General features: G+C 56.5%; 12 protein-coding genes. 7 read left to right on the top strand and 5 right to left on the bottom strand.

The annotated features are described in order from the left end of the window. Positions 1-56: 56 nt before the first annotated feature. Positions 57-749, top strand: a complete 693-nt coding sequence (trmB, locus tag QZX60_RS00265; protein ID WP_295360036.1) for a tRNA (guanosine(46)-N7)-methyltransferase TrmB — start codon at positions 57-59, stop codon at positions 747-749. Here the strand turns inward: trmB and alr are convergent. Genes alr through ispF form a run of 3 tightly spaced genes read right to left on the bottom strand, consistent with a single transcriptional unit; the run spans position 746 to position 3260 of the window. After that, on the bottom strand, positions 746-2014 hold the full coding sequence (alr, locus tag QZX60_RS00260; protein ID WP_295360033.1) for an alanine racemase: 1269 nt from the start codon (positions 2012-2014) through the stop codon (positions 746-748). The two genes, trmB and alr, sit on opposite strands and share 4 nt — an antisense overlap. A gap of 20 nt (positions 2015-2034) precedes the next feature. Next, on the bottom strand, positions 2035-2760 hold the full coding sequence (locus QZX60_RS00255; RefSeq protein WP_295360031.1) for a 5'-methylthioadenosine/adenosylhomocysteine nucleosidase: 726 nt from the start codon (positions 2758-2760) through the stop codon (positions 2035-2037). Continuing rightward, the gene (gene ispF / locus QZX60_RS00250) at positions 2757-3260 is read right to left on the bottom strand and encodes a 2-C-methyl-D-erythritol 2,4-cyclodiphosphate synthase (protein ID WP_295360029.1); all 504 of its coding nucleotides are present in this window, start codon (positions 3258-3260) and stop codon (positions 2757-2759) included. Before ispF ends, QZX60_RS00255 begins: the two co-directional genes overlap by 4 nt. Positions 3261-3591: 331 nt before the next feature. Between ispF and QZX60_RS00245 the strand changes: the two genes are divergently transcribed. After that, complete coding sequence (locus tag QZX60_RS00245) at positions 3592-4392, top strand: electron transfer flavoprotein subunit beta/FixA family protein (RefSeq protein ID WP_295360026.1); 801 nt, start codon at positions 3592-3594, stop codon at positions 4390-4392. A 20-nt stretch (positions 4393-4412) separates the two neighbouring features. Next, positions 4413-5426 carry an electron transfer flavoprotein subunit alpha/FixB family protein gene (locus tag QZX60_RS00240; protein ID WP_295360023.1) on the top strand — a complete coding sequence of 338 codons (1014 nt, stop codon included), beginning with the start codon at positions 4413-4415 and terminating at the stop codon, positions 5424-5426. Positions 5427-5811: 385 nt separating this feature from the next. Here the strand turns inward: QZX60_RS00240 and QZX60_RS00235 are convergent, their stop codons facing one another. Then, entirely contained in the window at positions 5812-6741 is a 930-nt protein-coding gene (locus QZX60_RS00235; RefSeq protein WP_295360020.1) for a prephenate dehydrogenase/arogenate dehydrogenase family protein, read from the bottom strand. A 59-nt stretch (positions 6742-6800) separates the two neighbouring features. Further along, on the bottom strand, positions 6801-8090 hold the full coding sequence (locus QZX60_RS00230) for a deoxyguanosinetriphosphate triphosphohydrolase family protein (RefSeq protein WP_295360018.1): 1290 nt from the start codon (positions 8088-8090) through the stop codon (positions 6801-6803). 194 nt (positions 8091-8284) lie between these two features. On the opposite strand from QZX60_RS00230, the gene fba reads away from it, so the two are divergent. The 4 genes from fba to QZX60_RS00210 all read left to right on the top strand — a co-directional run bounded on the left by fba (position 8285) and on the right by QZX60_RS00210 (position 12325). Then, on the top strand, positions 8285-9148 hold the full coding sequence (gene fba / locus QZX60_RS00225) for a class II fructose-1,6-bisphosphate aldolase (RefSeq protein ID WP_295360015.1): 864 nt from the start codon (positions 8285-8287) through the stop codon (positions 9146-9148). A 118-nt stretch (positions 9149-9266) separates the two neighbouring features. Continuing rightward, positions 9267-10346 (top strand): efflux RND transporter periplasmic adaptor subunit, encoded by a 1080-nt coding sequence (locus QZX60_RS00220; RefSeq protein ID WP_295360012.1) that lies wholly within the window; start codon positions 9267-9269, stop codon positions 10344-10346. A gap of 9 nt (positions 10347-10355) precedes the next feature. Beyond that, positions 10356-11093, top strand: a complete 738-nt coding sequence (locus tag QZX60_RS00215) for an ABC transporter ATP-binding protein (protein WP_295360009.1) — start codon at positions 10356-10358, stop codon at positions 11091-11093. Continuing rightward, entirely contained in the window at positions 11090-12325 is a 1236-nt protein-coding gene (locus tag QZX60_RS00210; protein WP_295360006.1) for an ABC transporter permease, read from the top strand. Before QZX60_RS00215 ends, QZX60_RS00210 begins: the two co-directional genes overlap by 4 nt. The last annotated feature ends 39 nt before the right edge of the window (positions 12326-12364 follow it).

The raw sequence follows: 12364 nt of genomic DNA, 5'->3' as shown, positions 1-12364 counted from the left end.
CTTCCATTAAAATACATTCAAATCAAAATCAACCAAATAAAAAAGGAGAGGCCCTTATGCATATACGACCCCGTCCGTGGGCGCGGCCCGAGCTGGAAGCCAGCCCGTTTTTCGCCGCCGAGCCCTGGACTTTGAAAAATCACTGGCGGACACGCTTCGCCGCCCCCGCGCACCCGCTGTATCTGGAGCTGGGATGCGGCAAGGGGCATTTCATCGCGAAAATGTCCGCCGCCCATCCCGAAAACAATTACCTCGCGGTCGACATGATCGACACGATGCTCGGCATCACGCGGCGCAACGTCGTCGCTGAACGCGATGGCGCCGACCCGGAAAATCTGATGCTCACCGCCTGGGACATCGAGCGCATCGAAAAGATTCTCGGCCCAGAGGACCGCGTTGGCGGGCTTTTCATCAATTTCTGCAACCCGTGGCCTAAGCGCAAAAAGCACAAAAAGCGGCTGACCCACACCCGCCAGCTGGAAAAATACAAGGCCTTTCTCGCGCCCGGGGCGTGGCTGCGCTTCAAAACCGACGACGACGATTTGTTCGAGGCGACCCTCGGCTACCTCGAGGAGGCCGGCTTCGAGGTCCTGGCGCTCAGCCGAGACCTTCACCAAGATCCGCGCTACTCGTCTCTCGAGGACTACCCGACCGAGCACGAGGCAATGTTCTCAGAAAAAGGCATCCCGATCAAATACCTGCGCGCCCGGCTGAAAACTCCGCCAGAATCTCTGTCCGACTCTGATTAGAACGAGCCGTAAAAGCCGTCGTTGAGGATTTCGACCTCGAGGTGTTCGTCACCTAAGAATTTGTAGAGCCGGGGCACCCGCTTGTTGACCATGCAGACCAGCTCGTAATTGATGGTCCCGAGCTTTTCAGCCAATTCTTCTACCGGAATGTGCGGCCCAAAGAGCTCGACCTCGTCGCCGACCTTCACGCCCGGCACGTCGGTCACGTCGACGGTGCACTGGTCCATGCAGATGTTGCCGACCACCGGCGCGCGGTGCCCGTCCAAATAGACTTCTGTCCCCTTGCCCGAGAGCATCCGGGTGTAGCCGTCGGCGTAGCCCACAGCCAGCGTCGCGATTTTCCGGTCGCTGTCGGCGATGAACTTCCGGCCGTAGCCGCAGGAATCCCCGGCGTGGATCGTCTTCAGGTGCATGACCGTCGATTTGAAGGTCATGACCGGGCGCAGCTTCAGGTTTTCCTTCTTGACTTCGTCTGACGGGTAGAGCCCGTAGAGAATGATGCCTGGGCGCACGGCGTTGAATACCGACTTGCTGAAGTCGATGATTGCCGCGGAATTTTCCACGTGCTTCAGCGGAATTTCGACGCCCTTGGCCTTGAGGCCGCGGACGACGTCGAGGTAGCGCTTCATCTGCAGCTCGGTAAAGGATTTGTCCGCTTCGTCGGCCGTCGCAAAGTGGGTGAACATCCCGTAAAGCTCGATACCCGGCATTTCTGAGATTTCTGCGATGGCGTCCACCGCTTCGTCCCACCGGAAGCCAATGCGGCCCATCCCGGTGTCCACCTTCGCGTGGATGCGGGTCACCGTGCCGTTTTTCACGTTGTATTCCGAAAGGGCCCGCGCAAATTCGAGGGAATCGACCGCCGGCTGAATGTCCCATTCGACCAGATCCGGAATCTGATTTTTGGGAGTCAGGCCGAGAATCATAATGTCGCAGCGGTCGATGCCCTTCTGGCGCAGCGCGATGGCTTCGTCCAGAAAGGCAACGGCCATCATGTCCACGCCCTCGTCCTGAATCGTCTGGGTGAATTCGATGCCGTGGCCGTAGGCGTCGGCCTTGACCACCGCGATGATCTTCGGGCCCGGGCCCACCCGCTTTTTGATTTCCTGCAAATTGAGCACGGCGTTGTCCAGGCTGATTTCCGCCCAGGTCGGCCGGTGGGCCGGCACCGGCACCTTGATGCCCAATTCGTCAAATTCCCGTTCGTCGTCTCCGACCAGCGCCGAGCCCGACGCCGTCGATTTCATTTCGCTGTTATCTTTCATATTTGCCTCTAATTTTCTTTCTATATATTGTAACGATTTTTTGCGCAGCCCGTCTGCGCGTCCTGAACCAGACACACGGCCACCGCGGTGGCCGCGGCCGCCTCGATGGCTTTTCCGTAATGATTGTCGTAGGTGCCCTGCATGTTTTCGTCTGCCAAATCGGAGATCCCGCGGAGGATCAGCCAGGACACGCCGTTGGCCTGAGCCGTCTGGGCGACGGCCGCGCCTTCCATCTCGACGCATTCGGCTTTGAAATGCTGCCGCAGCGCCGCCTTGAGCTTAGAATCCGCCAGCACCCGGTCGTCGGTGAGCACCCGGCCTTTGCGGTATTTAAGCTTTAGCTTTTCAGCCGCCTGCACCGCGTCCGCGACGAGCTTCGGATACGCCGAGTAGACCGTCCCATTCATAAAGGGGACGTCCACGGGCTTGAGCCCGCCCTTGTCCAGCTCGAAGCCGTAGGCCGCCGCGTCGGTGCTGACGATGAGCTCGCCGAAAGCGAGGCCCTCGCCGATGCCGCCGGCCACGCCGAAGCTGATGACCGGGTCGGCGCCGTAGCAGTCGATCAGGATCTGAGTGCACATCGCGGCGTTGACCTTGCCGAGACCCGACGCCACAAGCGTGACGTCATTGCCGCCGATTTTTCCGGTGACAAAATCCACGCCGGCCTTCGTGAAGCTGCTGGTGTCCTGCATCCAGCGCGCGAAGGCGTCGGCTTCTTCCTGCATGGCCGCAACAATTCCGATCATTTTTTAATCAGGCACGCGACAGCCTTGGCCGCGATGCCTTCCTCCCTTCCGGTAAATCCCAAATGTTCCTCCGTCGTCGCCTTCACACTGATCTGCGAGACGTCCGCCCGCAGGCAGGCCGCGATGTTGGCCCGCATTGCCGGGATGTGGGGCGCCATTTTCGGCGCCTGGGCGACGACGATGGCGTCGACGTTGCCGATTTTATAGCCGGCCTCGTCGATCAGCTGCCAGACCTGATCGGTCAGCGCCATGCTGTCCGCTCCGGCGTACTTTTCGTCGGTGTCCGGGAAATGGGCACCGATGTCGCCGAGGGCCAGCGCTCCGAGGAGACTGTCCATCACCGCGTGCAGCAGCACGTCGGCGTCCGAGTGGCCCGCCAGTCCGGCGTGGCCGGGAATGTGCACCCCGCCGAGGATCAGCGGCCGGCCGTCTTCAAAAGCGTGCACGTCGTAGCCGATGCCGACGCGGATCGGCTGCGCGGTTATCTGATTGGTTGTCATTTTAAATTAAACCCCGCTATCTCTCAAAACTATGCCGATTGACACAGCCTGATTGTCTTAGATTGTTTCATTTATTATACGCTTATTCCCTTCTCCCCTTCAACCTGATTTTTGGTCAATCCCCGATTCGCATTTGACATAGCCTATAAACGGTTACTTTTTCTTCAAGTGTGCAAAATATTGGTAATTTTTTGCATTAAATTTGCATTAATTCGCCATTAAAACCCTTTACGGGCGCCTTGTCTTTATGTTACAATATTCACAAATTATTTGGACACGTTCCTGTCCAGATGATACACATTGATTATTCTTAAGGAGGCAACGTAATATCATGAATTTTCTCGTGTGTGTTAAACAAGTGCCTGACACAACCGAAATCCGTATCGACCCGGAAACGAATACTCTGATTCGTAAAGGTGTGCCGAGCATTGTCAATCCTTTCGATGGGTACGCGCTGGAAATGGCCGCACGCATTAAGGATGCAAGAGATGACGTCAAAATCGTCGTCGTATCAATGGGGCCAGATCAGGCTAAGGAAGCGCTGAAGAACTGCTTGGCAGTCGGCGGCGACGAAGCTTATTTGGTTTCCGGCCGTAAATTCGGCGGATCCGATACCCTCGCAACCAGCTACGTTTTAGCTTGCGCAATCAAAAAGATCGAAGAAATCGAAGGCAAATTCGATGTGATCTTCTGCGGCAAACAGGCTATCGACGGCGATACCGCTCAGGTTGGTCCGGAATTGGCTGAACACCTCGGCATTCCGCAAATCACCTACGGCTTAACCGCTGAAATGACCGACGATGAAATCCAGGTTACCCGTGAAACAGAAGACGGCCAGGAAATCCTCGGCGCCAGCTTCCCGTGCCTGGTTACTGCAACCAAACCTTCATTTGATCCGCGTCTGCCGAAGATCAAAGACAAACTGGCTGCTCGTAAAAAAGAAATTCACGTTCTCGGCGAAGAAGATTTCGATATCGACTTCACAAAATGCGGCCTGAAGGGCTCACCGACAAACGTCAAGAAGACATTCGTACCACCTGTAAAGACTGGCGGCGAAATGATCACCGGCGAAACACCAGAAGAAGTCGCTGCAAACCTGGCAGCTGCCCTCGATAAAGAAGGCTTACTATAATATAAGAGAGGAGATCAGAAATGGAACCGAAAACAAAGGATCTTTGGGTATTTATTGAAACTTATCCTGATGGCTCCGCTCAGAGTGTGGGTCTGGAACTGTTAAACCCTGGCCGTGAACTGGCTGAAAAACAGGGCGGCAAACTGGTCGGTCTGGTTATCGGCCACAACACCGACGCAGCTGTTAAGGCTGTTCAGGAACACGGCGCAGATCAGGTTATCGTGATCGACGGCGAAGAATACGAACACTTCACCACAGACGCTTATGTCAACGCACTGTACGAAGTCATCACCAAATACGCACCGACTGCAATGCTCATCGGCGCAACCAACAATGGCCGCGATGTCGGACCTCGTCTGTCATCCCGTCTGCAGACCGGCTTGACCGCTGACTGTACAAAACTCGGCTACGACGACGAAACCGGCAATATCGCTTGGACTCGTCCGGCATTCGGCGGCAACCTGATGGCCACCATCCTCTGCCCGAATCACCGTCCAGAACTCGGTACTGTCCGTCCTGGCGTGTTCAAAGCGACAGAAGCTGAAGAAGGCCGCACCTGCGAAGTCATCAAAGAAGACATCCACGTTGCTCCTGAAGATATTAGAACCCGCTTAATCAAAGAAATGAAAGAAGACGCTTCCGAAATGGTCGACTTGGTCGGCGCGGACGTCATCGTTTCTGGCGGCCGTGGTGTCGGCGGACCAGAAGGCTACGAACCGTTACAGGAATTAGCTGACGTTTTAGGCGGCGTTGTTGGTGCATCTCGTGCAGCTGTCGATGCTGGCTGGATCGCTCACTCCCATCAGGTTGGCCAGACTGGTAAAACCGTCGGCCCGAAACTCTACATCGCCTGCGGGATCTCCGGTGCAATTCAGCACGTTGCTGGGATGAGCAGCTCTGACTGCATCGTCGCCATCAACAAAGATGAAGAAGCGCCAATCTTCGACATCGCAGATTACGGTGTTGTCGGCGACCTCTTCGCTGTTGTCCCTGCTCTGACTGCAGAAGTCAAGAAAATCAAAGGGATTGCATAATTTATCTCACACACAAAAACCTGTCTGAATCTTTTCAGACAGGTTTTTTATTGCGCTTTTTTATTTTTTGTATTTTAATAATTTGAATAGGCTGCTTGACGATCGTGAAAAATTAGCAAAAAAAGAAGGGCTCCGAACCAATATAGGGGGAGGAGTTCGAAGTCCTTTGGAGAGAGGGGGGTAATATTATGATTCCTTGCTGAATTCTCGCATATTCAGCAAGTTCTGAACATCAAATACATCCAACCGGGTGTGTGCTTCAATCGAATGTATTTCCTTGATGTGACTATAGTATAGCGCGTTATGAAAAATACGTCAAGTGTTGTAAGAATGTAAATTGAAATAATCCTAATGTAAACTGTTACATTGAGATTCCTTTAAGAATTTATTCAGATTCTTTGTGTTTAAACTGATTTTCAATGGCCAAAGTCCTATTTTTGCGGTCTATTTCCATCGTTACGCGCTTTTTACGGACCGAATACATCAAATCCGACAGGCCATTTTCATCAGAATTTTCAATCATCCCCCGCATGATTTTCATACTATTTTCAAAATCGTCGATCTGAGACAACAGCGCGTCGCGGTTGCTGACGAACAGCTCCGCCCACATCGGCGCGTTGATCATCGCGATCCGGGTCAAATCCATGAAGCTGCCGCCTTCAAAATCCGAGAGGTGACGTTCCTCTTTACAATCGATCAGGGCGCAGGCGATGACGTGACAGAGCTGGGACGTGAAGCCAATCTTCTTGTCGTGGCCCTCGGGGGTCGTCTCGACGATGTTGGTGAAGCCCATGTTGTAGATCACGCGCTTGAGCCACTTGATGTGGTCGGGGTCGTTCTGGGGCATCGGCACGAGGATGTAGTTGCGCCCGAGGAAAATCCCCTCGTCGGCGCCGCCGAAGCCTTCCTTTTCGCTGCCGGCCATCGGGTGACCCATGATGAAGTCGACGTCGTCTCTGAGAATCGGCAGCACCTCGTCGACGAGAATCTGCTTGACCCCGGTGATGTCGGTGATCACCGCGCCGGGCTTGAAGTTGCCCATGTGGGTTTTGAAGAAATTCACCGCGGTGCGTGGGTACAGGCAGAAATAAACGAAGTCCGCCTGGGCAAGCAGGCGCGCGGCGCCGGCCTCGTCGTTTTCCCCTTGGTCGATGACGCCGCGGTCGAGAGCTTCCTCGAGGACTTCGCTGTCGGTATCGATGGCGCCGATCCAGTCCGGCCCTTCCTTTCTGAGGGCCATGGCCAGCGCCCCGCCCATGAGCCCGAGTCCGATGATGACGACGTTCTTATTTTGAAGTACTTGTTCGATTTCCATTGTACACCTCTATTTTCTATACGCTTTCAATTTCTATTATTTTCATTTATTTGCAGCAGCTACAGCGACACGTAGGGCGTGCGCTGGCTCTTGAACACCACCTGCTCCCGGTAGAGCAGCTCGATGAACCGATCGGTCATGCCGGAGATGTAGTCCACCGCGGCCCGTTTCATCTCCGCCGCGCCGGCCTCCCCTTTTTGATACGTGTAGACCCAGTGGCAGGCCACGGTGTCCGCCCGCTTTTCGTCGTGAAAACCTTTCATGTAGTCGATGAGCCATTTCTCGAAGCCGACGGTCAGCGACGGGAACTGCTCTCTGAAATAATCTCGGCGGTCGGGTTCCTCGGTGTAGCGGCAGAGGGCCGCGTAAATCGTCTCGATGACCTGACGGCCGTAATCCTTGTAGGCCTTGAGCCGATCGTTGAAGTAAATCAGCTCCCGGTTGAGCCGCGTAACCTCGCCGATCGCCGTCCGCGCCGGCTCGGAAAAGCCCATGCCCCGCTCCGGCGTCGAGTTCAGACACAAATCCGTCACCATCAGGTGAATGACGTTGGCGTTGTTCACGTCGATGGACGAAACGCCGGCCGCGCGGGCGTACCGGTCGACGACCTCGGCGTAGACCCGGCGGTCCTCCGGCTTCATCAGCCCGAGGAGCACCGCGTCGTCGATATCCCGCCCCAAATAAGAGATGTTGTCGGCGATTTTGATGATGCACCCTTCCCAGGTAAAGGGGTTGAACTGCCCCGGCCGCGTGAATTCTTTCAAATCGATGGCCGCCTCCCGCGGGAAAAGGGGCGCGTTCACCGGGCCGCTGTGGCCGACGATCCCGTCCCGGACGGCGTAGGTCAAATCGAGGTTGTACTGCCTGCCGTCTGGGCCGGAGAGCAGCTCGAAATCGTCGACGAAGCGCAGGCCGTTAGCCGCGTGCCAAAAGGCCGGCGCGAGCCCGTCCCGCCGGACGATAGCCGAGAGGGCCGCCTCGCCGTCGTGGCCGAAGGGCGTGTGCCCGAGGTCGTGGCCGATAGCGATGGCCTCGGTGAGCTCGCCGTTGAGCCCAAGAAAGTCGGCGATGAGCCGGCCGATGGACGCGACGTAGTGCACGTGGTCGATCCGGGTGCTGACGTGATCGTTGCGCGGCCGAAAAAACACCTGGGTCTTGTACTTGAGCCTGCGGTAGGCCGACGAGTGCAGAATCCGGGTGTAATCCCGGCCGAAGGGCGTGCGGATGTCTTCGTCGCGCTGGTAGAGCGCGTCTCTTCTCGCCGTGGCCGCCGCCCACTTCTCGGCGCCGGGGACCACTGCCTGAGACTTGAAACAGCCCCGCTGGGACCGGTACGGATCTTTTTTCATCACAGCCTCCCGATTGCTTTAATTACTGCTTTTCATTATAACACAGTCTGCGTGTCGTTCTCATTTTTGATAAATCTTGATTAATTTTGAATGTTTTCGCTGATTTTTACATAATTTTGCTTTAATTCTATTGTTATTGGCGCCGCTGTCCGTTATAATAAGGATAACACATTTACTTGATATGGAGGTATCACATGTTAGTTTCAGCAAAGGATATGTTGGTTAAGGCGAGAGCCGGACATTACGGCGTCGGCGCTTTCAATATTAACAACCTCGAATGGACGAAGGCTATTCTCGAAACCGCGCAGGAAAACAACTCACCGGTTATTTTGGCTGTCTCCGAAGGGGCTGGCAAATACATGACTGGCTTCAAAACCGTCGCGGCTATGGTCAAAGCGATGATCGAATCCCTGAACATCACCGTTCCAGTTGCGCTGCACCTCGACCACGGCTCCTACGAAGGCGCAAAGGCCTGCATCAACGCTGGTTTCTCCTCAATCATGTTCGACGGCTCTCATCTGCCTTTTGAAGAAAACGTCGAAAAGACGAAGGAACTCGTCGCTGCGGCTCACATCTTAGGCCTGTCCATCGAAGCTGAAGTCGGCACCATCGGCGGTGAAGAAGACGGCGTCATCGGCGCTGGCGAATTCGCAGATCCGAAGGAATGCAAGCAGATCGCAGACCTCGGCATCGACTTCCTCGCAGCCGGCATCGGCAACATCCACGGCGTTTATCCGGAAAACTGGCCGGGACTGAACTTCGACGTGCTCGCCAACATCCAGAAGGAAATCGGCGATCTGCCAATGGTGCTTCACGGCGGCACAGGCATCCCAGACGAAATGGTTCAGCACGCGATTAAGCTCGGCGTCTCCAAGATCAACGTCAACACCGAATGCCAGCTCGTCTTCGCAGAAGCGACCCGCAAATACATCGAAGAAGGCAAAGACAAAGTCGGCAAGGGCTTTGACCCGAGAAAACTGCTCCTGCCTGGGACAGAAGCCATCAAGGCCAAGGTCAAAGAAAAAATGGAAGTCTTCGGTTCCATCGACAAAGCGTGAAACTAATCATCATTCGATAAATTATCAAATCAGAGCTGCCTTAAGGCGGCTCTTTTTTTAATTGACAAGCCCAATCGCTTATTGTATTATTGAATTAATACAATCAAAGGAGGATGCGATGCACAATCCCTTTAAACGAAAATCCCTGCCGGACGACACGAACACGCCAGTTTTTGAAAACAGCGAAGCCCTGACGCCCGACCCGATGACGGCGGCTGAGGGACCTAAAAACCGCCGCAAACGCGTGGTCGCCGTGGTCTTAATCGCGGCCGCGGCTTTGATTGCCGCCGTGGCGATCTACCAAAACAGCCGGCCGAAGCTCAAGTCGATCACCACCGGGAAAATCAACTACGGCAATTTGACGAAGACCATCTCAGCCGACGGCACTGTCGAAAGCAAAAACGTCAGTGTCGTCGCCGATTCAACCGGCAGCGTCATCCAGAGCGTCGATGTGGCGCTGAACAACACGGTGAACAAGGGGACACGGCTCTGCACCCTCGTCGACGCCCAAACCGGGCAAGTCCGCGCCGTCACCGCGCCGATTTCCGGCACCATCACCCACGTCGCCGCGGTCAAGGGCAATCCCACCTCCGGCGAGCTCTTCACGATTCAAAACACCGGCAATCTGCAGATCAGGATGCAGATCGACCAGAGTGACATCAGTTCGGTCTCCACCGGGCAGGCGGTGACCATCACCGCCGACGGCACGAACGGCCGCCGCTACACCGGCGTCGTCTCGAGCGTCGCACCGACGAGTGCCGACAGCGCAGCCGGCAGCACGGATACCAGCGCGGCCGCGCTGAGCACGGACACCGCCTCGTCATTGGCCAGCGCGGGCACCGGCAGCGTCAGCTCAGGTTCCGGCTCCGCCGCCACCTTTGAGGCTACCGTCGACATCGCTCAGCCCACCGACGGCCTGAAAATCGGAATGAAGACCAGTCAGGAAATCACGGTGGAAACCCGCCAGAACGTCACTACCGTGCCGATCGACGCGGTGACCAAGGACGCAAAGGGTCAATACGAAATCTTTGTCGTCAAGCACCACAAGGACGCGCCGGACACCGTCAAGGCCGTCACCGTCGAGACCGGCCTCCAAAACGACACCGTCATCCAAATCACGGGCGAAAACCTGACAGCCGGCGACAAGGTCGCGCTGAACCCGGCATCCCTGCACGACGGCCAGCAGGTTAAAGAATAAGGAGGCGCCATGGCACTCATCCAATTGGCACACATCACCAAGCGCTACTTCATCGGCACGCCCAACGAACTCACCGTGCTCGACGACATGAATCTGTCCATCGACGAGGGCGAATTCACCGCCATCGTCGGCCCGTCGGGCTCGGGCAAGTCGACGCTGATGAACATCATCGGCGTGCTGGACCGGCCGACAGAGGGGCGCTACGTCCTCGACGGCCTGCCCATCGATCAGGTGCCCGACCAGCGCCTATCGATGATCCGCAACCAGAAAATCGGTTTCGTCTTCCAGTCCTTCAACTTGATCCCTCGGACCTCGGCGCTGTCCAACGTCGAGCTGCCGATGCTCTACGCCCGGGTCGGTCAGCGGGAACGCCGCCGCCGGGCCGCCCAGCTGCTGAGGACCGTCCACATGGACGCCTGGGCTGCCCACATGCCCAACGAGCTCTCCGGCGGACAGTGCCAGCGCGTCGCCATCGCCCGGGCTATGGCCAACGACCCGCCGATCATCCTCGCCGACGAACCCACCGGCGCCCTGGACACCCACACCGGACGGATGGTCATGGACATTTTCCACGAACTGCACGAAAAACAGCACAAAACCATCGTGCTGATCACCCACAACGACGACTTAGCTGAAGAAGCCGAGCGCATCATCACGATCGAGGACGGACGGATCACCGGCGAACGCGCCGGACGAGCCGCACGGCCAGCCGCCGACGCCACAAAGGTGGTGGAGGTGGTGCGATGAATTTACGGGAAAACATTCTCCTCGCCATCACCAGCCTGAAGAGCAACAAAATGCGCTCTCTGCTGACGATGCTCGGCATCATCATCGGCATCGGCTCGGTCATCGCGATTTCCTCCATCGGTTCGGCGGTGAGCCGCTCGATCAGCAGCGCCCTCAACTCGATGGCGTCCAAAAGCGTCGACGTTTACGTCACGCCAAGAGACAGCGACAACGGCAGCCTCGCCGCCAAGGACATGATCACCCAGGATATGATCGCCGCCTTCAGCAAGCACTTTGCCGGCAAAATCGACGACGTAGCTTACTCGACCTCGCCGATCTCCGGCACCGTCGACGATCTGAAACAGACCAAGGTCGCCCTGACCGGCGCCAACGGCGGCTACCTCGACTACATGCAGCTCAACGTGGTGTCAGGCCACCGCTTTACAGATGTCGAGTCGGCCAGTACCCGGCCGGTAGCCGTCATTTCGAAGAAACTGGCACAGAAGGTCTTCGGCCATCAGAATCCGATTGGCCAGCCCATGACCGTGCGCACCGATGCGGGGAGTCTCACCTGCACGGTGGTCGGCGTGTATCAAACCGGCAGCAAGGACATCGTGTCCGCGATGTCCGGCGTTTCCTCCGAGACGGTCTACATTCCGCCGGCCGCGGCCAACGCGCTGATGCGCACCGAAGACACCGGCTATTCCGAAATCATCGTCACCCTGAACCAAAACGCCGACACAGAAGCCCTGAGCCGCCAAATTAAAACCTGGTTCAACCGACATTACTATGCGGCCAATTCCGACGCAAAAATCACGACGATGAACATCGAAAAACAGGCCAACGAGATCAACAGCCAAATGGCCAAGCTGTCTCTGGGCATCGCGCTGATCGCCGGGATTTCGCTGCTCGTCGGCGGCATCGGCGTCATGAACATCATGCTCGTCTCCGTCACCGAACGCACCCGGGAAATCGGCATCCGCAAGGCGCTGGGCGCGAGCAACCGGGACATCGGCCTCCAGTTTTTCGTCGAGTCAATCATCATCTGCCTGATCGGCGGTCTGATCGGGATCGGCGTCGGCGCCGCCATTGGCGCTGCAGGCGGCCATTTCGTCCATATCACGGTTTATCCGACGTTGTCGTCCATTCTTGTGGCTGTCCTCTTTTCGATGGCCATAGGGGTGTTTTTTGGGGCTTATCCGGCCAACAAGGCCGCCAAGCTCAACCCGATCGACGCCCTGCGTTACGAATAAAACCGATCCATTCGATCCATTAAAAAAGCACTCGTCTGA

Source organism: uncultured Pseudoramibacter sp., assembly GCF_903789625.1.
In the GTDB taxonomy this organism is placed as follows: Bacteria; Bacillota; Clostridia; order Eubacteriales; family Eubacteriaceae; genus Pseudoramibacter; species Pseudoramibacter fermentans.
Note: the sequence above shows the minus strand (reverse complement) of the source record. Positions and strands in the feature narration are given on the sequence as shown.

What these genes read in the sequence shown, in the direction of transcription:
- trmB (WP_295360036.1), top strand. Translation starts at nt 57, where the DNA reads ATGCATATACGACCCCGTCCGTGGGCGCGGCCCGAGCTGGAAGCCAGC.
- alr (WP_295360033.1), bottom strand. Translation starts at nt 2,014, where the DNA reads ATGAAAGATAACAGCGAAATGAAATCGACGGCGTCGGGCTCGGCGCTG.
- QZX60_RS00255 (WP_295360031.1), bottom strand. Translation starts at nt 2,760, where the DNA reads ATGATCGGAATTGTTGCGGCCATGCAGGAAGAAGCCGACGCCTTCGCG.
- ispF (WP_295360029.1), bottom strand. Translation starts at nt 3,260, where the DNA reads ATGACAACCAATCAGATAACCGCGCAGCCGATCCGCGTCGGCATCGGC.
- QZX60_RS00245 (WP_295360026.1), top strand. Translation starts at nt 3,592, where the DNA reads ATGAATTTTCTCGTGTGTGTTAAACAAGTGCCTGACACAACCGAAATC.
- QZX60_RS00240 (WP_295360023.1), top strand. Translation starts at nt 4,413, where the DNA reads ATGGAACCGAAAACAAAGGATCTTTGGGTATTTATTGAAACTTATCCT.
- QZX60_RS00235 (WP_295360020.1), bottom strand. Translation starts at nt 6,741, where the DNA reads ATGGAAATCGAACAAGTACTTCAAAATAAGAACGTCGTCATCATCGGA.
- QZX60_RS00230 (WP_295360018.1), bottom strand. Translation starts at nt 8,090, where the DNA reads ATGAAAAAAGATCCGTACCGGTCCCAGCGGGGCTGTTTCAAGTCTCAG.
- fba (WP_295360015.1), top strand. Translation starts at nt 8,285, where the DNA reads ATGTTAGTTTCAGCAAAGGATATGTTGGTTAAGGCGAGAGCCGGACAT.
- QZX60_RS00220 (WP_295360012.1), top strand. Translation starts at nt 9,267, where the DNA reads ATGCACAATCCCTTTAAACGAAAATCCCTGCCGGACGACACGAACACG.
- QZX60_RS00215 (WP_295360009.1), top strand. Translation starts at nt 10,356, where the DNA reads ATGGCACTCATCCAATTGGCACACATCACCAAGCGCTACTTCATCGGC.
- QZX60_RS00210 (WP_295360006.1), top strand. Translation starts at nt 11,090, where the DNA reads ATGAATTTACGGGAAAACATTCTCCTCGCCATCACCAGCCTGAAGAGC.